The sequence below is a fragment of the Marinobacterium marisflavi genome (genome assembly GCF_982447095.1).
This window is the reverse complement of the sequence record NZ_OZ457898.1, coordinates 1870297-1891639: the sequence shown is the minus strand read 5'-3', so window position 1 is coordinate 1891639 and position 21343 is coordinate 1870297. Positions and strand designations below refer to the sequence as shown.

Below are 21343 nucleotides of genomic sequence, written 5' to 3'. Positions count from 1 at the left end.
AGCCGCTTTTCTTTGCTTGAGTTGAGAATTTGAGTTAGTGCAAGGCCGGGTTGGCCTGTATAGCAGAAACGCCGGACATTCCGCTCCAGTGGGCGTCTCTGCCCTCGCGCCAGCCGTTCATCCAATAACTGCGAAGATCCGTTGATTCGACAGGGCAGTCAGACTGTGATTTCCCTTCCAAACCCGCGGTAAAACCGCGCTTGTAAAGAGTAGAGCTACGATCTCGTTTCTGTTTTCTCATAAACAACGCCTCATTTTTTGATCGTTCTTAGGTAGCTCGGCGCTACCCTCGGCGGCAGGCAATAATGTTCGCCTACACTCTATTTCTATCGTAAAAATTGAGGGTGTGCGATTTAAAAATGCTATCTGCAACAGAGTTGCAATAAATTCGTCACTTTCGCACCAGCAAAATAGAGAGCGTTTTCAGCAGCTTAGCGCCGCGATCAGATCGAGTGTAAAATAGCTGAAATATATTCAACTTTGGGCGTTTTTTTGCGTCCTGCGAGGCCAATTTGGAACTTTTTATCACTTGCCCCAAAGGGTTAGAGGAGCCTCTGCTAGAGGAGCTTCAGCTACTCTCTGCAAATGCCGATGGTGAGCACACATTTAAGCTGACTCAAGCCGGTGTTCGGGTGGAGGCGGATCTTGAGTTCGCCTACCGCGCCTGTCTCTGGTCGCGCCTAGCTAACCGCGTATTGCTGCTGCTCGACCTGGTGCCAGCGGCTGACGCTGAGGCGCTGTATCAGGGTGTGTATGCTATCGACTGGCTCGCACACCTGCGCCCAGAAGGTACTTTGACGGTGGATTTTAACGGCCGCTCGGATGCGATAAACAACACCCACTTTGGCGCGCTTAAGGTTAAAGATGCCATTGTTGACGCAGTGCGTGATAAGACCGGCAGCCGGCCCTCGGTTGATCGTAAACGTCCAGACCTACGCATTAACGTGCACCTAAAGCGCGAGCAGGCGCAGATCGCCATCGACCTCTCCGGCGAGAGTCTGCACCGTCGCGGCTATCGCTTGCTGGCAGGTGCTGCCCCGATGAAAGAGAACCTTGCGGCCGCCATTTTGGCACGCGCGGGTGTGAAGACGGGTGTGAGCGACCTACCTGATCTGATTCTCGATCCAATGTGTGGTTCGGGCACGCTGTTGACAGAAGCCGCCATGATTCTGGCGGATATCGCCCCAGGGCTGAAACGACGTCAGTTCGGTTTTGACCGCTGGGTGCCGCACCAAGCACCGCTATGGAATCAGCTTAGAGAGGAGGCGCAAGCGCGCCGTGAGGCGGGTCTGCAGCAGTCGCTGCCGCAACTGCAAGGCTATGATGCCGATGCACAGGTGTTAGACAGAGCACGCGCTAACGCCGTAGAGCTCGGCATTGAGCACCTGATAACGCTCGAGCGTTGTGATCTGGCGAGCCTAAAAGCGCCACAGGCGCAGGCGGGCTTAGTTGTTAGTAACCCTCCCTATGGTGAGCGCCTCGGCGAGCAGTCTAGCCTACGTTTTCTCTATGCCGAGTTGGGCAGCTTCTTGAAAACCCAGTGCGGCGGATGGCGAGCCGCCGTATTCACCTCCAATCCCGAACTAGGCAAGGTGATGGGATTACGTGCCGAAAAGATCTACAAACTATTTAATGGTGCACTTCCTAGCCAACTACTGTTGTTCTCGGTCTTTTCGCAACAGCAGCGAGCTGAGGTAGAGACCGAGAGAGAGGCTGCTCAAGCTGAGAATAACCAACAGCCTGCACAGATCTCTGAACAGGCGCAGATGCTTGAAAACCGCCTGCGCAAAAACCTCAAAGCGCTATCGCGTTGGGTTAAGCGAGAACAGCTAGAGGCGTATCGTGTATATGATGCGGATCTGCCTGAATATGCTGTCGCGATCGATCGTTACGGCGAGCAGTTGGTGATTCAGGAGTATGCACCACCGGCATCGGTGGACCCAGTTAAAGCCTTCCGGCGTCTGCAGGATGCGGTCAATGTCGTAGGGCGTGTGTTCGAGGTGGGCGCGGACAATATTATCCTAAAACAGCGCAAGCGTCAGGCGGGTGCTGATCAGTATCAGCGTCAGGCGCAGCAAGGACGCACCGATTTGGTGCGCGAAAAGGGTTGTCTGTTTGAGGTTAACCTGCGTGATTTCCTCGATACCGGTCTGTTTCTTGACCATCGTCCTGTGCGTAAACGTATCCAAGAGCTCGCAAAAGGGAAGGATGTTCTGAACCTTTTCTGCTACACCGCAACCGCGAGTGTGCATGCGGCTGTGGGAGGTGCAAAGTCGGTCACCAGCGTCGATATGTCGGCCACCTATCTGGAGTGGGCACAGCGTAACTTTGCACTCAATAAGCTCGAGGGTGCGCAATATCAATTTATTCAAGCCGACTGCATGCAGTGGCTCGATCGCCCACGGCGTGAGCGCTTTGACTTGATCTTTATGGATCCTCCGACCTTCTCCAACTCCAAGCGCATGCAGGATATCCTCGATGTGCAACGCGATCATCAGTTCCTGGTGCGCGCTGCTGTGGAGCTTCTGAAACAGGGTGGTCTGTTGATCTTCTCCAACAACTACCGCCGCTTCAAAATGGACTATGAGGCGCTCTCAGAGTTCGACATTAAAGAGATCACACCTCAGACGATCGATCAGGACTTCAAGCGTAACGCGAAGATCCATGTCTGCTTTGAGGTTCGTCGGCTTGATCATTTAACTGATTGATTTTATTGGTTATATTCTGTTTGGCATACCCATTGCTAAATTGGTGCAACCCTAACGCGGTTGCATCAAATTGGTGCATCAAGATTTCCTTCCTAACTCATTGATTTTAAATGGAATAGATGAAATCAAAACCCGTTAGGTGGATCGGCACGGAGCCGTTCGATCATTCGATTAACGCACCAAAAGAGTGCGTGTGGATGTTAAAAGCGCCCTTGTGGTGCACTTTTGGGAGAATTTAACGTGGAAACAGTAAACAGCGCCGTTGAAACGCTGATGCAGAGTGCGAATACGCTCTTCATTCTGATGGGTGCCATCATGGTCTTCGCGATGCACGCAGGCTTCGCATTCCTTGAGGTCGGTACCGTACGTCACAAGAACCAGGTTAACGCACTGGTTAAGATCATGACAGATTTCGGCGTATCTGCCGTGGTCTACTTCTTTATTGGGTACTATGTCGCGTATGACGTGACCTTCTTCAGCGACGCCGCAACGCTAGCTGAAGGCAACGGATACGACCTTGTTAAGTTCTTCTTCCTGATGACTTTCGCGGCGGCTATCCCTGCCATCATCTCTGGCGGTGTAGCGGAGCGCGCACGCTTCTACCCAATGCTGATTGCTGCTGCACTCTGCGTTGCACTGGTCTACCCCTTCTTCGAGGGCGTGATCTGGAACGGCAACTACGGTTTCCAGGGCTGGCTGGAGGAGAGCTTCGGCGCAGGCTTCCATGACTTCGCAGGTTCCGTAGTAGTGCACGCTGTTGGCGGTTGGATTGGTCTGGCGGCTGTACTAGTACTGGGCTCGCGTAACGGCCGTTACCGCAACGACCGTGTTATTGCATTCCCACCTTCAAACATTCCGTTCCTTGCTCTGGGGGCATGGATCCTCTGTATCGGTTGGTTCGGCTTCAACGTGATGTCGGCTCAGACCCTGGACGGTATCTCTGGTCTGGTTGCTGTGAATAGCCTGATGGCGATGGTTGGCGGCATTCTGACTGCGACTCTGCTGGGCAAAAATGACCCTGGCTTCATCCACAACGGTCCGCTGGCGGGTTTGGTAGCTATCTGTGCTGGTTCTGACGTGCTGCACCCAATCGGTGCGCTGGTTGTTGGTGGTGTTGCAGGTGCGCTGTTTGTTTGGATGTTCACGATGGCACAGAACAAGTGGAAGATCGATGACGTGCTGGGTGTGTGGCCACTGCACGGTATCTGTGGTGTTTGGGGCGGTCTTGCGGCAGGTATCTTCGGTGCGGAAGCGCTCGGCGGCCTGGGCGGCGTAAGCTTCATGTCACAGCTTATTGGTACTGCAGCGGGTGTTGCTGTGGCGCTGGTCGGTGGCTTTGTTGTCTACTCAGTGGTGAACAAGGTTGCTGGTATTCGTCTCTCCGAAGAGGAAGAGTTCCGCGGTGCCGACCTGTCAATCCACCGTATCGAAGCTTCTTCTAACGACTAAGTCTTCTTTGCACAAAAAAGGCCGCTCAGTGAGCGGCCTTTTTTTGCGACTCACTATCCGTTAAGCCTCAGCATTATGAAACGCATCGAGGCAGTTTCTGGCAGCTAGTTTTATATCTGCACTGGTGAAGGGTTTGCGCAGTAGCGGCGCGCTAAAACGCTGTGTAAGCCGCTCCAAACCTTCGTCATAACCCGAAGCGAATATGAATGGCACGCCGAGTTTGTGTAGCTCTTCAGCGATCGGTTCGCTGCTCTCAACGCCAAGGTTGACGTCTAACACTGCGAAACTAAGCTGGCCGCGAGCAATGATCTGCATAGCGGATGCGACGCTAGCGGCAAGATGAACCTCTTTGAAGCCCATCTCACTGAGTGCACTCTCTTCATCCAGTCCGATGATCATGTTGTCTTCAACAACTAAGGCTACGCTCAATTCATTATTATCACCGACTGATTTAACCGACTCCGGTACTTGTTCATCTAAGCGGGTCTCTCCACTAAGGCCACTAGGCTCATGATCTTCATAGCTATAGGTGAAGTGCTTGTCGGGAATAATAAACCGCGCACGCGCACCGTCGCGGGTGATCTTGTGCTCCGACTCTCCCCCAAGATCCAGCGGGATGGCGCGTTCAATGATTAGCGAGCCAAAACCTCGTCGGGTAGGAGGCTCTTCCACCGTCACCCCTAATTCCTTCCAAGTCAGGATCATGCTGGAGTGAGCGTCGACCGTCCATTGAATTTCAATGGATCCGGTGGGGGTTGATAGCGCCCCATATTTGATCGAGTTGGTGATCAGCTCATGAACGAGCAGAGTCATTGTGGTGTACGCCTTCGGTGTCAATAGGACATCAGGCCCAATCACCTTCACGCGATCGGGTTCGGTTACAAAGGCGTTAAGCTCGGTCTGGATGAGGGTGGTGAACGGCGTGTTGGCCCAGTTGCCCTCGGTTAACATATTCTGGGCCAGCGCCAGAGCCTGAATACGCCCGGCGAGTATCCCTTTAAACTCGTCAACGCTTTCCACAGAGGTGGCAGTTTGGCCTACGATTGAGTTAATCAGGCCTAAGATATTGCGTACCCGATGGTTGAGCTCGTGGATTAACATATCTTGTTGTTGTTGCGCCTCGGCTGCGAGTTTATTGCGCTCGTCGATATTGCGTACAACCAGCTCAAGCAGTGTGCCCCGCAGATCGTTGGCCAAGTTGAGGTCCAGTGGCGACCAAGGAGCGCAGAACTCCTCCCTGAGTTGTTGCCATGCAGCGAAGCTTTTGCGTGGTGTTAGACGAGAGCCGTTAGGACCCAATTCGACCGGTTTTTCTGGGTTGCCTGCCCACTGCACTTCGGTAACCTCTTCACGGCGTAAAAAGAGTAGAAGGTCTCGTGGGCGTTTAGAGATCGGTACGGCCAATACGCCGGCGAATCGCTCAGCAATGGTCACATCCATATCCAACCAGTTTCTTAGGTTCTCTACAGCTGTGACACGGGTAGTCGCTTGGCGGTTTAAACGTTTGACTAATAAATCGACATCCTCATTGTTGACAGGATCACCAAAGACTGCGCGTTCGCCATCAATAGACAGTACCAATGCGTCACACTTGATCAGGCTCTTTATGCGCCCGCCAAACGCACTGAGGTTTTCAAAAAGGGGCAAACTAGGATCTAAACTCGCCATCATCTGCACGTGCAGCTTTTGTCCGCCACCCTCACCGGTACGCGCTTCGCGCTCCAGTTGACTGCGCAGCTCGAGCGCGAAACTCTCAGCGTAGAGCTCTGTGTAGCTTTTGGTTATCATGCTCAGATCACGGGGGCTGTAGTGGTGACAAGCGATTAGCCCCCAGAGCTCACCATCGACCATGATGCTGATAGACATCGAGGCTTGAACGCCCATATTACGCAAGTACTCGATATGCACTGGGGAAACTGTGCGTAGCGTGCTGAGTGAGAGATCAACCTCTGCATCACAGGGCGTTATCAGCAGTCCCGTATCGTCAATGTCGGGTATCACCCGCAGTATCGAGCGCTTGTAGAGTGCGCGTGCCTGTTGTGGAATATCGGACGGTGGATAACGTAGGCCAAGAAAGGAGTCGATATCAGACAGTCGATGTTCTGCGACTACTTCACCTGATCCATCTGGATGGAATTTGTAGATCATGACCCGGTCAAACCTGACCATGCTGGCAACCGAACGAGCGGCCTGATCGCAAAGTTGCAGCGATCCTTCTGCTTTCCCGAGCCGTCTGAGTGCGCTGCGTAGATCTTGCGACAGCGTATCACTCGCCTCAGCGTGAGCTGGCGTGAACTCAAGAATCAGTTTATCTGAGCTGAAGTGGGCTGACAGGTCGTAACAGTCCGGGCTTGAAAATAGTTTAATGTCGAGGATTCGCTCCAGTTGATCCTCGTCTTCAAAGCGTTTCACTAAACCGGTAATCGCGCGCGTCGCTTCAGGAGAGATAAGATCGACCAGGGGGTGGCCTAAGAGGTCTTTTTCCTCACGCCGTAGAATTTTTGGCACATTTTCCGAGAAGGCGACAACCAACCAATCCGCACTCAGTACTAGCATTCCGCCACCTGACTGAATTTTGCCTAGGCGATGTATGGGTTCCCTGTCACAGGTTGATAAGTCGTAGGTCATTGGTTCTACTGAGGTGTTCATCTCTACACGTCCTTGCTATGTCTGGGTAGCCAGCGCGCGAGCGCTGTCTCAAGAGTCTCACTGCGAACGGGTTTGGTAATAACCTGCTCAAAGTCTGTGTCACTGATCTGGTTATTGATGTCCGCTTCTGACAATGCGGTCACTCCGAGAATTGGCACACTGGCGCCGTTCTCCCGAATTTTGCGCGCCGCCTCTGCGCCGTTAAGGCGGGGCATATGGAAATCCATCAACACGAGGTCTACTTCGGGGTGTTCAAGCATCGCTTCGACCGCCTGCTGGCCGTCCGCGGCCCGTAAAACCTTGTTGAACCCCAGCTTTGTCAGCGCGCCAACCAGAACGATCAGATTTGTAGGGCTGTCATCGACACAAAGAATTGAGTAGATCGACAGATCCTCTGGCAGCTCTGGAGCGTGGGTGGTGTCGGCAGCATCATGCTGCTCCAGCTCGACCAGATCTGCCTCTTGGCAGAGTTTGCATAGGGCGCTAGGTAGATACGGGGCGTACCATTGCTGGGCTCCCTTTGCGAGCAGAGCAGTTGCCGGTTCAAATTCAGATGTCAGTACGCAGAGAGCCTGGCCGGGTAGCGTCTCAACCATTTTGCGAAAAACCACAAGATTCGCCGCGGCCACACGATAATCGACTAGATTCAATGCTGCTGGGCTGTGCAGTGCTTCTGCTGTGAGCTCGCCGAAGCGCTCCGCCTCCAGACCGTAGTGAGATAAGATCATCATCACCAGCTCGATCTGAGCATCGGCCGGCGCATAAATATTGACCTTGGTAGCCGAGCCGGTCGCAACCCAGCTCTGCTGGGACCTATTGCTGACTGGAAGGTCTAGCGTAAAACTAAAGGAAGAGCCGGAGGACGCTGAGTCTATTACCAGTTGGGAGCCCATCAGGCGCAGGAGATTATCTGCGATGTAGAGGCCAGCACCGGTGCCTGAGGGCCGACTGCCATCGGCTTTCAAAGTTTGATAGTAAGGTGCGCAAATCTTATCCAGCTCGTGCGGCTCAATACCTGCACCGGTATCTAGTACCCTCACGACGATCTGAGTCGATGTGACCTTCTCTTTTTTCAAAGCGAGCGTCAGGATAGCTGAGCCGTTTTGAGTAAATTTGGTCGCGTTTGAGACCAGCGCAGAGATTATCTGACTCAGGCGCTCACTATCGCCGATGTAGGATTTACCTATCAATCTTGGATCGAACTGCAGGCCGAGTTCTACCCCTTTAGATTCGGCATCCGCAGAGTACATACGCACACAGTTCTCCGCGATCTCCAACAGTGAAAACTCACGCTGGGAGAAAACAACCTGATTGTTCTGAATGCGCTGTACTTCAATCGTATTGTTCAGCACTCCAAGCAGCGTCTCGGCGGAGATATCCATGCGCTCCAAGAGTTGCATCGCTGGCTCGGGTAGTTCGTACTCTTTGAGCATAGCCAGCAGACCAACCAGCCCATTGAGCGGTGTGCGAATCTCGTGGCTCATCACGTTAATGTCGGCTTGGGGCTGCATGGTTTTGATCATAGGAGCGTCATCCGAGAAGATCTCTCTCTAAGGTGGGCAGGGGCTGTACCTGCATAGAGAATCGCTCAATCAGTGATCTGAACGCAGTACTCGCGCCCTCGACGGCCCTATCCCGCTGGCATTGGTCTACCAATTCCTGTTCAAGCAGATCGATTGTCTCAGCCCAGTTCGCCAACGTATCTTCGCCGTAGAGGCGGTAGAAGTGGGTGATATCGGTGCGTCCGAGAGTTGTTTCGATTCTCGGTGCGAGTATGCGTGCTCCCATGGTGGAGCCTTCGATAACATAGTGTACACCCAGCGCGTAGTATGGATCTGTGGATGCCAGATGAAGCTTTAGAGTTGGGCGGGACTCTCCTAGGTTTTCGAGATCCGTTCGTAGGGCGATTAATTTGCGATCAATCGCTGCGAAAGAGGGCTTTGAACACAGGTGGAGATGTGCTGCCATTTCGTGCAACCAGCTCTCGAGGTTAAGGAGAACCGTCCGATACTCGTATAGCGTGAGATTCGGGCGCATCAGTTGGCGCATCGCTGGCATCGAGTCCAACTCTGCATGAAGGTTTTTAGTCGTCTCTTTCAAGGCTTTATGGGCAGTAATCATGTGATAACGACGTCCTGTGAACTTGATCTGTTAGCGCCTTAGCTAAACTTTTCTCTGCACGCATCATGCCAAATCAGCTCAGTGTTGAACGGGTCCGGTTGGGCAGTTCAATACTTTTTTCCAGATAGTTGATTTCAGGTTTGGCAAACAGGAAGCCCTGATAGAGGTGGATGCCTTGATTACACAAGAAATCATACTCTTTGAGCTTCTCCACCCCCTCGGCCAAAACCAGTATTCCCAACGCTTCACACAGGCTTACGATCGCCCTTACCGTTGCTTGTCTCGGCCCGCTCTCTTGGATGTCGCGAATCAGATACATATCCAATTTGATAATGTCTGGGTGCACTTCAACCAACGCATTGAGCCCGGCGTAACCAGCGCCAAAATCGTCCATAGCGATAGAGAAGCCTGCGCTACGCAGGTTGTTTAGCGTGCGGACAAAATGTTTGAAATTGTGAATGATCGAGCCCTCACTGAGTTCTAACACAACGTTTGATGCGCTAATCGACGAGGCTTTTGGTGTGAAGTCGATCAGGTATTGGCCCGAATCCTCAATCAGCGAACTGGACGTGACGTTGAGAAAAGTGTGGTAAGGGTTACCCAGTTCCCGCTGTTTGCGCAGTGCAGCGGTATTGATTCTTTTTTCGAAGTTAGCCGCGTGCTTTTTTTCGACCTGTTCAAAAAGGTACCAGGGAGGTTGGTTTTCAACACCGCGTAGCAGAGCTTCGTAGCCAAAAACATCGCCCGTGTGGATATCGATAATGGGCTGAAAAGCGTGCTCAAATTCTGGTGATGTGAACTCGCTGACCTCAGGGCGACTAAGTGGCACTCCCATCACCAACTCCCTCGGGCGAAAGCGGCCAAAATTCGGCTGGCGCGGCTGTTTAATTCGGTGTGCCGGCTTAAATTTTGAACAGGGTCCTGATCCAGACTCGAGCTCTGCATCGCCCAGTTCGGAAACTCGCGTTCGTGGATAATCCGCTCAGAAATCAGAACAAGATCGCTGTGGCGATCATCTTTGAGTAGGGTTGAGAAGAGACGATTAATGTTATCGGCGGGACCTTCAATCACCTGCATGAACTTTGGATCTTTCCAGACCAAGGCACCGGTTATCTCAGCTGCAATGTTGTTGGCTCTAATTCGCCGTAAAGAGTCCGGAGACATCACCTCAAACAGCCCACGCGAGCTGACGCTGGTGTATATCAACTGTTTCAAAATTTGATTGGACATGCTCTTCTCCGTAATGATTAGCGCAAGTCCCTGCTAGATCTATGTTTCGACTGCAAAAATTAGGTCTCACATGACAGGTTAGTCCAAATTAAAAATTTAACAAAAAAGGCCGCTGAATAAGCGGCCTTTAACGTTAGATGTTTGAAATTGAGATTAGTGGTGATGCCCACCGGGACCGTGCACATGCCCGTGGTCAAGCTCCTCGGCTGAGGCCTCGCGAATTTCAACGACTTCAACATCGAAGTTCAGTACCTGTCCGGCCAGCGGGTGGTTGCCATCCAGCGTAATGTTGTCGCCTTCAACCTTAACGACTGTTACGGGCTGCTCACCCCATGGGGTCTGCGCCATAAACTGCATGCCCACGTCGATCTCATCAACACCCTGGAATGCGCTGCGGTCAACTTCCTGTACTAGCTCATCACGCAGTTCGCCGTAGCCGTCACCCGGTTCGACGCTCACCTGCAGGCTGTCGCCTGCAGATTTTCCCAGAAGGGCTGCTTCAAGGCCTGCAATAATGTTGTTAGAGCCGTGCAAGTAAACCAGTGGATCCTGACCCACAGAGCTGTCCAGTGTCTCGCCATCTGCGTTGGTGAGAGTGTAGTGAATTGAGACGACGGTTTTGTCCGCGATTTGCATCAGGTTGCTCCTGTGAGTGAATGCCTGTGAGTGAATATAAGTGCCGTATGCTAGAGGTCACCACGCACAGGTGCAACTTTTCGCGCTGATTTCTGCGGCGAACGAGGGGTTTTTCCGGATTTGCCGGTTAATCGGAGCAGCTTGGATGCGCGTATCTTCTTCGAATTAAATAGGAGTTAGGGCTATGCGTGGGATATTAATAGCAGGGTGGATGATTGTGTTTGGAATTTTCGGAGTTAAACAGGCAGTCGCTGAAGGCGAGTTGCTCGACTATACAGTACGCAAGCTGAACGAGGATGTCAGTGTAAACCTAGCTCAGGAGTACAAGGGTAAGGTGCTTCTAGTCGTAAATACGGCGAGTAAGTGTGGCTTCACCGGGCAGTATGAAGGTCTCGAGGCGCTCCAAGCGAAGTACGCTGATCAAGGTTTCGCGGTATTGGGATTTCCGTCGGCAGACTTCGGAAACCAGGAGTTTCGTGAGGAATCTGCAGTCGCCGATTTCTGCCGCACCACCTATGGGGTGCAATTTCCAATGTTCGCAAAAGCGCGCGTTAAAGGCGACTCTGCAGACCCATTCTGGAAACACTTGATCGCACAGAGCGGAACTTCCCCCAAGTGGAACTTTTACAAATACCTGATTGGTCGCGACGGCAAAGTGATTAATAGCTACGCGAGCTTCACCGGCCCAGAGTCGGGTACCGTGGTAAAACAGATTGAGGCGGCTTTGGCAGAAGCACCAAAGGGCTAAGGAAAACGATGCAAAACATAGCAATTATCGGCGCTGGCCTGGCCGGCGCTGTTTTAACAGACCGGCTGATAGAAGCTGGAATGGATGTCACCTTATTTGAGAAGAGTCGCGGGACGGGTGGGCGTTTGGCGTCAGCTCGGCTCGGCGATATGAGCGCTGACCTCGGGGCCCCAGCGATCAACGCTGACGGTGAGTTATTTCGCGCTTGGTTGACACGTCAGGAGCAGTTAGGCCGCGTCGAAGTTTGGCAGCCTCGTGCAGCCAATTTTCGTGGCGAGCCGATCAAGAGCGAGTCGGTTTGGGTTGGTAAAGGACGCAATTCCAGTTTGACACGTGAGCTGATCGGCAGTGCAAAACTCGAAACCCAGCGGCGAATTGGCGTTGTTTGGCCGGACCGAGAGGGTGTGCTACTCCGAGATGATGAGGGGCAAATGCTCGGCTATTTCGACGCCGTCATCTGCACAGCACCGGCTCCACAGGCTTGCAGACTACTTGAGGCAGTGCCCAGGTTCGCTCACCTTGCCGAGGAGTCAGTAACAGACCCCGGTTGGGTTTACGCGGCATCCCTAGCTCAACTGCCGGAGCGACTCAAAGATGTCGATCGAGTAACGCAGGGCCACCCCAGCATCTCGCTGGTATCTGTCGAGTCGAATAAACCGGGCCGTAGCGGCTCGGTCATCAAAGTAGAGATGGAGCGAGATTGGTCCGAGGCACATATCGATCTGCCGGCTGACGAGATAGGGCGACAGATCAAAAGCAAGCTAGAGTCTTGGGTGCAGGAACAGTTGGTCGTCAAGGTGGAACGCACGCACCGGTGGCTGTACAACTGTTCATACCAGCCTGTGCAGGAGCAGCTTTCACTCTGGGACCCAGATACGCGTATCGGTGCGTGTGGCGACTGGATTGGCCCGTCAGGCCTGGAGGGGAGCTTTTTGAGTGCGCAGCATCTAGCCGATCAACTCTTGAAGAGTGGCCAGAGCGCAGCCTGAGGCTTGAACTACACTGGGAAGGAGCCCTGTTTTTAGGAGAAACCCTGTGTCTGTTACAGCGTCATTGCACCAAGCGGCTGAAGATACCTTTAACGCCGTCGAATCACTACTGCTCGGTAAGCACGAGCAGGTCGAGCTGGCGCTAGTAACGCTGTTCGCCGGTGGCCACCTGCTGCTAGAAGATCTGCCTGGTATGGGTAAAACCACGCTGGCGCAGTCTCTGTCTGCAGCACTAGGCCTGGAGCATCAGCGCATTCAGTTTACCAGTGATATGCTGCCAGCTGATATTTTGGGCGTTTCAATCTTCGACACACAGAGTTCAGATTTTCGCTTCCACCCAGGCCCAGTTTTTACGCAACTGCTACTGGCCGATGAAATTAACCGTACCACACCCAAAACTCAATCGGCTCTGTTAGAGGTGATGGAGGAGCAACAGGTGAGTATCGACGGTGAAGTGCATCGGGTTGATCACCCCTTCTTTGTTATCGCGACACAGAACCCCCAGACACAATTCGGTACCTTTCCATTGCCAGAGTCGCAGCTAGACCGTTTTCTGATGCGTATCTCTCTGGGTTACCCCAGTGCTGAAACTGAGCGTGAAATTTTGACCCAAGGCGATAGCCGTGGTCGCATTGCCGCGCTGCGCCCAACCCTGGATCGGTCTCGACTGTTGGCGATTCAGGCTGAGTGCGCCAAGGTGCATGCAGCGCCCGATCTGATCGACTACCTGCAGCGGCTACTGCAGTTCACGCGTGACTCGCAAGCCTTTCATACTGGGGTCTCGCCTCGTGGTGGGTTGGCGCTATTGCGGGCAGCGCGCGCAAGGGCCTGGTTGAAACGGCGTAAATACGTGGTGCCAGAGGATATACAGCAACTGCTGTTGCCGGTGCTGTCGCACCGTATTCGCTCTGCCGATGAGCGCTCAGATCTCAGTGCTCAGCGATTGGTGAGCCTCTTGTTGGACGAGGTCGATGTTATTCGTTAAGCGGCTCAGTTCGCTCTATCAACGGCGACGCGAGCGTTGGATTGCACGCCGGCATCCGAGGGTTGAGCAGCAGCGCATCGACAAACGCCGAATCTACATTCTTCCCACTGCCGCCTGTGCGGGGTTCATTCTGCTGCTGCTTGTAATGTTGCTGCTGGCGATCAACTACGAAAACAACCTGATCTACGGTCTCACATTTTTGCTGGTCTCTGTGCTGTTGGTTTCGATGGTTCATACCCACAATAATCTGCGCGATACGCTGGTTTCGTCGCGCGGACATGAGTCGGTCTATGCGGGTGAAAAGACGCGTTACAGGGTGCACATCCGTGCACCTGAGCATCCGGTGGTTGGCTTGAATCTGAGTTACCAAGGTGGAGAGACCGCTGTAGTGACCCTGGGTGCGGGCGATGAGTTGACGGTGGAGCTAACTGCAGCTGCAGGTCAACGAGGACGCCACCATCCGGGAATACTGAGACTCTCGGCACGTTACCCAATGGGGCTGTTTCGCGCTTGGAGTTACGTCAACCTCGGCCAGCAGGCATGGATCTACCCTAAACCGGAGCCGGGTGGCGAACTCCCACCTTCAGCTGCACAGAGCGATACGGGGTTAACTGAGGTGGTCGGAAATGAGGAGTTCAGCGGGCTGCAGGAGTATCAGCCGGGCATGCCTTTGGGGCGAGTGGCTTGGGGCACGTTAGCGCGCGGGCTGCCGCTGCAGGTCAAAGAGTTTACTGAACCGGTGGGTGACTCACGCTGGTTGCGCTGGAGTTTCTGGCCGGAGCTAGGAGGGGAGGAGCGATATAGTCGCCTCTGCTATTGGGTGCTGCGGTTGGAGCGTGAGGGTAAGCCTTTTGGACTTGAGTTGCCCTCAAAGACCCTGCCTGTGGCGACTGGTCAGGTGCAGGCAGCACTGTTGGCGCTGGCGCAAGAGGGTTCGCATAACTCGCAGCAAAGGAGTGCAGATGATGAATAATTGGCTCACTCCCAGAGCCCTGAACTGGCAGTTAGCTGCGCTCTGGGCCGCCGTACTCCCCCATTTGCTGATTCTACCGCTCTGGAGCACATTGATGCTGGTTGCTTGTTCGGGCGTGCGGATACAGATTTACCGGGGTATATGGCGCTTCCCACCTTGGTACGTCAAGCTTGCGTTACTCGGGCTGCTTTGGCTCGGGCTGATTTTTAGTTTTGACCGCGATACCTTGATGCGCGGTACCGTTGCCCTGTTGATTGGTGGATCAGCATTCAAGCTGTTAGAGATACACACGCGCCGCGATGCTCTGGTAATTATCTATCTGAGTTATCTGCTGATCGCGATTCAGTTTCTGTTTGAGCAGGGCATTCTCTCTGGACTCTACGCACTTGTCGCGTTTGCCGTGGTTATGGGCTCACAAGTAGCGCTGTTTGACCCGCGCTTGAGAGCGCCTCTGCCGAGTTTGCGCAACACCTTCAAACTGATACTTCCGGCGCTGCCGATGATGGTCTTACTGTTTCTATTGATACCGCGCATCGGACCGCTCTGGAGTGTCCCGCTGGATACGGGTGCAGCAGCGACCGGTCTGTCTGATTCAGTATCACCGGGGGATATATCGTCGATGACCCGCTCTGATGAGTTGGCATTCCGAGCCGGTTTCGACGGGCCTGTCCCTGCCAATTCCCAGCGCTACTGGCGCGCCTTGGTCTACTCGGACTTTGATGGGCGCAGTTGGAGCCTGTCTAAACGTTTGGGACGTCCGCTTGAGACTGTAAACAACCCCCTAGGGCGCTTCAGTTATGAGATTATTATGGAGCCGAGTCATCGACCTTGGCTACCAGTGCTGGATGTTCCGGTCTCTGTGCAGGGCGCGGATCTGCGTGGAGCCCGGCAGGCGGTCTCTAAAAGTCCGATTGATAAGCGCTCGAGCTACAGAGTGACCTCGGCATCACGCTTCGAGCTGCAGTCTGAACTTGATGCAGAGTCGAGAGAGCGGAACCTCGCTTTCCCAACGGATCAAAACCTACGGACTCAAGTGCTGGCACGTCAGTGGTGGCAGGAGGCTGACGCTGACCTTGAGATCTATATTCGCCGTATCGCAGCCCACTTCAATCAGAGCTTTGTCTATACCTTGCAGCCGCCTTTATTAGGCGCCAACTCGGTCGACCAGTTTCTGTTTGAGAGTCAGCGCGGCTTCTGTGGTCATTTTGCCAGTGCGACGGCGCTTATGCTGAGGGCTGCGGGCGTACCGGCGCGTTTGGTCGGTGGCTATCAGGGTGGTGAATACAACGCTGGCGCGGGGTATCTAACGGTGCGCCAGTGGGATGCTCACGCATGGGTGGAGTATCACGATGTTGAACGCGGCTGGGTACGCTTTGATCCTACGGCAGCAGTTGCGCCCGAACGCATTGAACAGTCCGCTGAGGATCTGTTTGCGGATCAGCCAGGTTTCCTAGCGGACAGACCCCTCTCGCCCCTGCGCTTTACCAACAGCGGGTGGCTGCTTGAGGCGCGACGGGCAATCGATGCGCTTAACTTCTCTTGGCATCGCTGGGTGCTGAACTACCAGAATCAACAGACCGACCTGCTGCGATCGCTGCTCGGTGAAATTACGCCTGTGCGCATGGCGCTGGCGTTACTGATACCGGCTGCGCTGATTATGGGGTTTGTCGGGTTCAATCTGCGCCCAAGACGCAGCAAAGATGCGTTAATCCGAGCGCAGCAGAGGTTCGAACGTGTAGCCGCAGGGTTGGGGTACAAGCGCCAACCGAGTGAGACACTCGGCGAACTCGCCAGACGCCTTAAAACCCAGTATTCTGAGATCTCCCCAGCATTGGATCTGCTGGCGTTTATAGAACAGCGCATGCGCTACTCGCCCGACGAGGTGGATCGAGCTGAGCTGATTCGAGCCCTGAACAGAGTTGCCAAAGATCTGCGGCTGGAGTCAATGAAGGTCTCGCGGCAGAACGCACTAGCCAGCTTAAAGAGTAGTAAGGAGAGAGATGCAGGTTCAACTGGCCGATAATGCCGAGTTTAGCTACCGCATCGAGCGCAGTTCCCGACGCCGCACCGTCAGTATTCAGATTGATGCGGGAGAGGTTGTGGTGCGCGCTCCTACCTCGGCCGACACACTCTGGATCGATGGCTGGGTACAGAGTAAAGCGCAGTGGATCTATCCAAGGTTACGGCGTCAGCAAGCAGATTTAGAGCGACACCAGATTGATCTAAGCAGTGGCCAGATCCAGCTGTTCGGTGAGGCTTACCATCTTGTTCATTCACCCGTGCGACGCGCACCCTCAGAAGCCGTGGATAGAGAGCCGCGGCTTATCTACCTGAGCGGGCGTGATAGCTTCAGTGATCCAATGAAATTAGAGCAACGCCTAAAACGCCTTTTGAGAGAGGCGGGTAGATCTCACCTAGAACAGCTAACTCAGCAGATTGCCCAACGCACAGGCCTGATACCCTCGGCTGTCCACGTACGCAACTATAAGCGTAAATGGGGGCAGTGCAGCTCACGTAAAGAGATCACTCTGAACTGGCGAATTCTGCACTTACCAACCACACTTCAAGAGTACGTAATCGTGCATGAGCTCTGCCATCTTCTCCAGATGAACCACAGCTCGGCCTTTTGGAATTTGGTCGAGCAGCACTGCCCAGACTACGTACAGCGGCGCAAACAGCTGAAACAGTACGGCGCCTGTCTGATGTGGTAGCGCTCGGAGCTCTTCACATCGGCAACTTGTTGATAGTTTCGGTCGGAGTCCTTCATGAGCCTGTATCGCAGTATCGAGAAAACCTTCTTCAATAGTCTGACGAAGAAGATTGTGGGTAATCTTCTCTTCGTCTCTATCCCGCCCATACTGATCGCACTACTGGTCCTGGTACACCTCCCGTCAGAGGGAGAAACGCTAGATCCGAGCGCTACACTATGGATCAATGGGATGCTCTACCTGCTCATCGCCTTTTCGGTTTTGGCAGGTCTCTTTACCATCGGTTTTATGCGTCATCTATTTCTCAAGCCGGTGCGGGCGATGATTGAGGTTCTGACCGGCATACGTGATCGCAATGGTGATATCTCGGCTAGCTTACCAGTACAGACCCAAGATGAAATTGCTGAGATGGCGCAGGCGTACAACGCCTTTGCCGACAGTCTAAAGAAAATGATCGCCGAAACTCGCCGGCGGTCAGTGCAAGTGGCGCTGGGCGCCACCCGTGTGCGTAAGGTGACGCTGGAGGCGGGTGTGGTGGCAGCACAACAGGAGTCGCAGGCGCAGCAGGTGTTTCAATCAAGCTCTGAGGCGACAACGGCTATTAGCGAAATTGCCACGACGACGCTGCACATCAATGAGAACAATGCCGACAACCTAGAGCGCGTTAACCAGTCCGGTGACGAGCTGCGCAAAGTGCTGGAGCAGGTGCGTGCGATTCGCGAGCAGGTGATTGGTTTTCAGGGGTCAGTGGATAAGCTGCTGGATAACTCAGCGAGCATGACGGAGATAGTCTCTACGGTACAGAGCTTCTCCGACCAGACCAATCTATTGGCACTGAATGCTTCAATTGAGGCGGCGCGCGCCGGTGAAGCAGGGCGTGGCTTTGCAGTTGTTGCCGATGAGGTGCGTATTCTGGCGCAGAAAGTGAGTCAGGCTACCGGCGAAATCGACGCCAGCATCAATACCATGAAGGGGCTGGTGGGTCATACCAACGACAGTGCCAAGCAAATTTTGGGGTATGTGGAGAACACCGAGGATTATATTAGCAATACAACCGACAATTTTGGCGCGCTGATTGATCAATTTGAAGCCGTCGGCGGACAGCTCACCGGTATCAGCGCTGCGCTAGATGAGCTGGCGTACACCAACAAAGAGTCGCACAGCAATGTCTCTGAAATCACCCGTATGTCGGAGGGTATCCGTGATGAGATGGAGGAGTCTAAGGTGTACTCCGATGAGCTAGAGTTGGCGACTGAACAGACACAGGAGCTTCTATCGCGCTTTATTATCGGGTTCGGCGGCTTCGAAAATATGATTCAGACCGGACGCGGTTGGGCAGAGAAGGTGAGTAAGGCGCTAGAATCGCTACAGGCGCAGGGGCTGAACCTTTTCGATGAAAAGTATCAGCGTACTAACGAGGGGCAAAAGCCCGAGAAGTACGACCTGAGCTACACGGATGCCTATGAGCGCCTGCTGCGGCCGATGTTCGACAGTTTCATCTCGCAGCGCCCGGAGTTTATCTACGCGATTGCGGTTGATCGTAAAGGGTATGCGCCGGCGCACCACACTAAGGTCTCCAATGCGCTCACTGGCAACTTTGATGTGGATAATTTGAAGAGCCGTCATCGCCGCATCTTTGCTGGCAACCGCGCGGAAATACGCCGTGCCAGCCATACCGAACCCTTCCTGCTACAGACCTTTGTGCGTGACACCGGAGAGGTACTCAACGACCTGTCGATTCCGCTCTATGTCGGTGGCCAGCATTGGGGTGGCTTGATTATGGGGTTTGATCCGAAGCAGTTATTGGATGAGTAGAACGTCAGGAATACACCAGTTTCTCGAACGTGCGACTGGCGTCGCAGATTGCAGGTACACGACTTAGCCCTCATGCATTGCCAACATTGCCTCTTTGGTCCACTGCAGGCTCTGTCGATAGGCGCTTTCAAAGACGTTTGAATCAAAGTCGGCCGGTAGCTGATCCCAATCACCAGCCTCGTATGCGATGGCATGGGTAATGGTTTTGCCCATCAAGCCCGCACGGTCACGCACTGCTTGCTGAATGTCCTCACCTAGAGGTATTTGATCCATCAGCTCTTCCGGCGTGATATCCAACATTAGATGAAAACCTGACATCATACCGGCCATAAAGAAACCTGAAGGGTTAGGGTACTTCAACCCTTCAGCAATCAGCTCGCACATACGTCCGCGTATCAGTAGTGCACGTGATAGCTCTTCAGGTTTCTCCTGGTGACTGGTCGCTGCAATCAGTGTGGCCCACTTTTTTACCTGTTCCATACCCAGCATCACTACCGCTTCTGCGATGGATTCGACTTTACGCACCAGCGAGTAGGCTGCGGAGTTGACGATGCGTAATAGTTTGTAGGTGAGCACAGGGTCGCGCATGACCAGTTGCTCGATCTCCTCGGGCTTTACGTTAGGTTTTTGAAGTGATTGTATTAGCTGCATCAGCGCCACCTCATTGGCGTTGATCTTGCGGCCTTTAACCACCTTCGGTTTACTTAAGAAGCTGCCCTCAAACAGTTTACAACCGGCTTCGATACACTCTCCGAGCTGATCCATACTGGCGATCTGTACCGCCATCACAGCCACTTTATGACCGCGCAGTACCTTGACCCATTTAGCAATCTCGGCGGCATCCTTAGTACTCACATCAACGCGCGCGATCTGCACGGCATCAAGCAGTGGCACAATCGACTTGGTGAGTCGGTCAACCTGAATAGCGATGCGGTAGCCGTCGGCTACTAAGCTTCGGACTCTTTCAGCCAGTTGAGGTCGAGTGGCTTCGGCTGAGTGGACCTGCATAACGACTTGGCGAGCAGGAAGCTGGGGTAGCTGATCGTTAAGAATCATACTCTCAGGGATAGTGACAAACCCCGGTACACGCTTCTCTTCACCGTGCTCCGACAGGGTGGTGTAGACACTCAGAATCAGTTCGCCCGAATCATCTTCTGCCATCAAATTGAGATCAGAAGCGGCGCCACTGCCAAGCAGTTCATAGCCGACAACGCGTTGCTCATGGTCGAAGATGGGTTGGCGAACAAGCAGTACCTGGGAGTTTGCAGCGGTCATGAGTCTGTTCCATCGGGGTTGATAAAATGAGTATAGATCAGAAGTCTCGCACCGGCTGAGCTGGTATACTGCGCGCTGGATTATTTTTCAGGTTAGTTATGGAACGGATTAACTGGTTCCCCGGACATATGCACAAGGCTCGCAAAGAGATTGCTGAGCTGATTGCTGAGGTCGATATAGTTATTGAGGTGCTGGATGCGCGTTTGCCGCGCTCTAGTGAGAACCCGCTGGTAGAGCAACTGCGTCGCGGCAAGCCGGTACTGAAGTTACTCAACAAAGCCGATCTTGCTGACCCGGAGGTGACGCAGAGCTGGTTGGATGAGTTCAATGCCCAGCCAGAGGTTACGGCGATTGCCCTGACTACCGCGGATAAAGCGGCTGTTAAACGTATTCCTCAGCATTGTAAGCAGGCTGTGCCAGCCCGCGCCGATAAAGATCGTCCTGTGCGGGCGATGATTATGGGTATTCCCAATGTCGGCAAATCAACGCTGATTAACGCGCTGCTGGGACGCAAGATCGCCAAGGTGGGTAATGAACCCGCCGTAACCAAGGCAAACAAACGCTACTCCGAGTTTCAGGGGATGGTGCTTTCGGATACGCCCGGGATTCTCTGGCCGAAGATCGAGGATCAGGACTCGGGTTACAGATTGGCGGTTAGTGGTGCTATCAAGGATACAGCGATCGATTACGAAATGGTTGCTGTGTACGGGGCGAGTTTTATTCTAAACGCGTATCCAGAGCGACTTCAGGAGCGCTACAAGCTCAAAGCGATGCCCGAAACCGGTGAAAAGTTGTTGGACGCGATTGGCCGTAAGCGCGGCTGTTTGCGTGCTGGCGGAGTTGTCGATATTCACAAAGCGGCAGAGATCCTGATGAACGAAATGCGCTCGGGTAAGTTGGGCCGTATCAGCTTTGAACAGGTCGAGGAGTGGCGCGAGAAAGACCGCATCGCGGCAGAAATCGCTGCCGCTGAGGCAGAAGCTGCTGCTGCAGAAGCTGCGCTTAAGCAGTCTGAAAAACAATCTGATAAGCGCCAGCGCTAAGGTTTTAGGTAGAG

General features: G+C 53.7%; 18 protein-coding genes. 10 read left to right on the top strand and 8 right to left on the bottom strand.

The genetic code is table 11. The features are described 5' to 3' along the window. Nucleotides 1–34 precede the first annotated feature (34 nt). On the bottom strand, nucleotides 35–241 hold the full coding sequence (gene rmf, locus AC1WNR_RS09320; protein ID WP_481644221.1) for a ribosome modulation factor: 207 nt from the start codon (nucleotides 239–241) through the stop codon (nucleotides 35–37). Nucleotides 242–512: 271 nt separating this feature from the next. Here rmf and rlmKL point away from each other — a divergent pair, with 271 nt between their 5' ends. Next, nucleotides 513–2708, top strand: coding sequence for a bifunctional 23S rRNA (guanine(2069)-N(7))-methyltransferase RlmK/23S rRNA (guanine(2445)-N(2))-methyltransferase RlmL (gene rlmKL, locus AC1WNR_RS09315; protein WP_481644220.1), 2196 nt, complete (start codon nucleotides 513–515; stop codon nucleotides 2706–2708). A gap of 240 nt (nucleotides 2709–2948) precedes the next feature. Beyond that, complete coding sequence (locus tag AC1WNR_RS09310; RefSeq protein ID WP_481644219.1) at nucleotides 2949–4157, top strand: ammonium transporter; 1209 nt, start codon at nucleotides 2949–2951, stop codon at nucleotides 4155–4157. Nucleotides 4158–4217: 60 nt separating this feature from the next. On the opposite strand, the gene AC1WNR_RS09305 is transcribed toward AC1WNR_RS09310, so the two are convergent. The 6 genes from AC1WNR_RS09305 to AC1WNR_RS09280 form a co-directional block, all read right to left on the bottom strand. Then, nucleotides 4218–6806, bottom strand: a complete 2589-nt coding sequence (locus tag AC1WNR_RS09305; protein ID WP_481644218.1) for an HWE histidine kinase domain-containing protein — start codon at nucleotides 6804–6806, stop codon at nucleotides 4218–4220. A 2-nt stretch (nucleotides 6807–6808) separates the two neighbouring features. Further along, nucleotides 6809–8329: a hybrid sensor histidine kinase/response regulator gene (locus AC1WNR_RS09300; protein ID WP_481644217.1), complete on the bottom strand. Its 1521-nt coding sequence runs from the start codon at nucleotides 8327–8329 to the stop codon at nucleotides 6809–6811. Between the two features lie 7 nt (nucleotides 8330–8336). Continuing rightward, a complete protein-coding gene (locus AC1WNR_RS09295) occupies nucleotides 8337–8927 on the bottom strand; it encodes a biliverdin-producing heme oxygenase (RefSeq protein WP_481644216.1) in 591 nt (196 codons plus the stop codon). 73 nt (nucleotides 8928–9000) lie between these two features. Next, nucleotides 9001–9762 carry an EAL domain-containing protein gene (locus AC1WNR_RS09290; RefSeq protein WP_481644215.1) on the bottom strand — a complete coding sequence of 254 codons (762 nt, stop codon included), beginning with the start codon at nucleotides 9760–9762 and terminating at the stop codon, nucleotides 9001–9003. Next, complete coding sequence (locus AC1WNR_RS09285) at nucleotides 9762–10157, bottom strand: BLUF domain-containing protein (protein ID WP_481644214.1); 396 nt, start codon at nucleotides 10155–10157, stop codon at nucleotides 9762–9764. Before AC1WNR_RS09285 ends, AC1WNR_RS09290 begins: the two co-directional genes overlap by 1 nt. 153 nt (nucleotides 10158–10310) lie before the next feature. Next, the gene (locus tag AC1WNR_RS09280; RefSeq protein WP_481644213.1) at nucleotides 10311–10793 is read right to left on the bottom strand and encodes an FKBP-type peptidyl-prolyl cis-trans isomerase; all 483 of its coding nucleotides are present in this window, start codon (nucleotides 10791–10793) and stop codon (nucleotides 10311–10313) included. Nucleotides 10794–10977: 184 nt separating this feature from the next. Here AC1WNR_RS09280 and AC1WNR_RS09275 point away from each other — a divergent pair, with 184 nt between their 5' ends. Genes AC1WNR_RS09275 through AC1WNR_RS09245 form a run of 7 tightly spaced genes read left to right on the top strand, consistent with a single transcriptional unit; the run spans nucleotide 10978 to nucleotide 19011 of the window. After that, the gene (locus tag AC1WNR_RS09275) at nucleotides 10978–11541 is read left to right on the top strand and encodes a glutathione peroxidase (RefSeq protein WP_481644212.1); all 564 of its coding nucleotides are present in this window, start codon (nucleotides 10978–10980) and stop codon (nucleotides 11539–11541) included. An 8-nt stretch (nucleotides 11542–11549) separates the two neighbouring features. After that, nucleotides 11550–12530 (top strand): NAD(P)/FAD-dependent oxidoreductase, encoded by a 981-nt coding sequence (locus AC1WNR_RS09270; RefSeq protein WP_481644211.1) that lies wholly within the window; start codon nucleotides 11550–11552, stop codon nucleotides 12528–12530. A gap of 46 nt (nucleotides 12531–12576) precedes the next feature. Next, a complete protein-coding gene (locus tag AC1WNR_RS09265) occupies nucleotides 12577–13515 on the top strand; it encodes an AAA family ATPase (RefSeq protein ID WP_481644210.1) in 939 nt (312 codons plus the stop codon). Continuing rightward, nucleotides 13502–14488, top strand: coding sequence for a DUF58 domain-containing protein (locus AC1WNR_RS09260; protein ID WP_481644209.1), 987 nt, complete (start codon nucleotides 13502–13504; stop codon nucleotides 14486–14488). Before AC1WNR_RS09265 ends, AC1WNR_RS09260 begins: the two co-directional genes overlap by 14 nt. After that, nucleotides 14481–16511, top strand: a complete 2031-nt coding sequence (locus tag AC1WNR_RS09255) for a transglutaminase TgpA family protein (RefSeq protein WP_481644208.1) — start codon at nucleotides 14481–14483, stop codon at nucleotides 16509–16511. The genes AC1WNR_RS09260 and AC1WNR_RS09255 overlap by 8 nt, the downstream gene beginning before the upstream one ends. Then, nucleotides 16489–17199, top strand: coding sequence for a M48 family metallopeptidase (locus AC1WNR_RS09250; protein ID WP_481644207.1), 711 nt, complete (start codon nucleotides 16489–16491; stop codon nucleotides 17197–17199). Before AC1WNR_RS09255 ends, AC1WNR_RS09250 begins: the two co-directional genes overlap by 23 nt. Before the next feature lie 54 nt (nucleotides 17200–17253). Next, on the top strand, nucleotides 17254–19011 hold the full coding sequence (locus tag AC1WNR_RS09245) for a methyl-accepting chemotaxis protein (RefSeq protein ID WP_481644206.1): 1758 nt from the start codon (nucleotides 17254–17256) through the stop codon (nucleotides 19009–19011). A gap of 63 nt (nucleotides 19012–19074) precedes the next feature. Here the strand turns inward: AC1WNR_RS09245 and AC1WNR_RS09240 are convergent, their stop codons facing one another. After that, a complete protein-coding gene (locus AC1WNR_RS09240) occupies nucleotides 19075–20286 on the bottom strand; it encodes an EAL and HDOD domain-containing protein (RefSeq protein WP_481644205.1) in 1212 nt (403 codons plus the stop codon). Between the two features lie 98 nt (nucleotides 20287–20384). Between AC1WNR_RS09240 and ylqF the strand changes: the two genes are divergently transcribed. Next, nucleotides 20385–21329 carry a ribosome biogenesis GTPase YlqF gene (gene ylqF, locus AC1WNR_RS09235; protein WP_481644204.1) on the top strand — a complete coding sequence of 315 codons (945 nt, stop codon included), beginning with the start codon at nucleotides 20385–20387 and terminating at the stop codon, nucleotides 21327–21329. The last annotated feature ends 14 nt before the right edge of the window (nucleotides 21330–21343 follow it).

Excerpts from the sequence above, each read along its gene's own strand:
- AC1WNR_RS09240 (WP_481644205.1), bottom strand. The coding sequence starts at position 20,286 with ATGACCGCTGCAAACTCCCAGGTACTGCTTGTTCGCCAACCCATCTTC.
- AC1WNR_RS09270 (WP_481644211.1), top strand. The coding sequence starts at position 11,550 with ATGCAAAACATAGCAATTATCGGCGCTGGCCTGGCCGGCGCTGTTTTA.
- AC1WNR_RS09255 (WP_481644208.1), top strand. The coding sequence starts at position 14,481 with ATGAATAATTGGCTCACTCCCAGAGCCCTGAACTGGCAGTTAGCTGCG.
- AC1WNR_RS09280 (WP_481644213.1), bottom strand. The coding sequence starts at position 10,793 with ATGCAAATCGCGGACAAAACCGTCGTCTCAATTCACTACACTCTCACC.
- AC1WNR_RS09260 (WP_481644209.1), top strand. The coding sequence starts at position 13,502 with ATGTTATTCGTTAAGCGGCTCAGTTCGCTCTATCAACGGCGACGCGAG.
- ylqF (WP_481644204.1), top strand. The coding sequence starts at position 20,385 with ATGGAACGGATTAACTGGTTCCCCGGACATATGCACAAGGCTCGCAAA.
- AC1WNR_RS09245 (WP_481644206.1), top strand. The coding sequence starts at position 17,254 with ATGAGCCTGTATCGCAGTATCGAGAAAACCTTCTTCAATAGTCTGACG.
- AC1WNR_RS09275 (WP_481644212.1), top strand. The coding sequence starts at position 10,978 with ATGCGTGGGATATTAATAGCAGGGTGGATGATTGTGTTTGGAATTTTC.
- AC1WNR_RS09285 (WP_481644214.1), bottom strand. The coding sequence starts at position 10,157 with ATGTCCAATCAAATTTTGAAACAGTTGATATACACCAGCGTCAGCTCG.
- AC1WNR_RS09290 (WP_481644215.1), bottom strand. The coding sequence starts at position 9,762 with ATGGGAGTGCCACTTAGTCGCCCTGAGGTCAGCGAGTTCACATCACCA.
- AC1WNR_RS09305 (WP_481644218.1), bottom strand. The coding sequence starts at position 6,806 with ATGAACACCTCAGTAGAACCAATGACCTACGACTTATCAACCTGTGAC.
- AC1WNR_RS09250 (WP_481644207.1), top strand. The coding sequence starts at position 16,489 with ATGCAGGTTCAACTGGCCGATAATGCCGAGTTTAGCTACCGCATCGAG.
- AC1WNR_RS09295 (WP_481644216.1), bottom strand. The coding sequence starts at position 8,927 with ATGATTACTGCCCATAAAGCCTTGAAAGAGACGACTAAAAACCTTCAT.
- AC1WNR_RS09300 (WP_481644217.1), bottom strand. The coding sequence starts at position 8,329 with ATGATCAAAACCATGCAGCCCCAAGCCGACATTAACGTGATGAGCCAC.
- rmf (WP_481644221.1), bottom strand. The coding sequence starts at position 241 with ATGAGAAAACAGAAACGAGATCGTAGCTCTACTCTTTACAAGCGCGGT.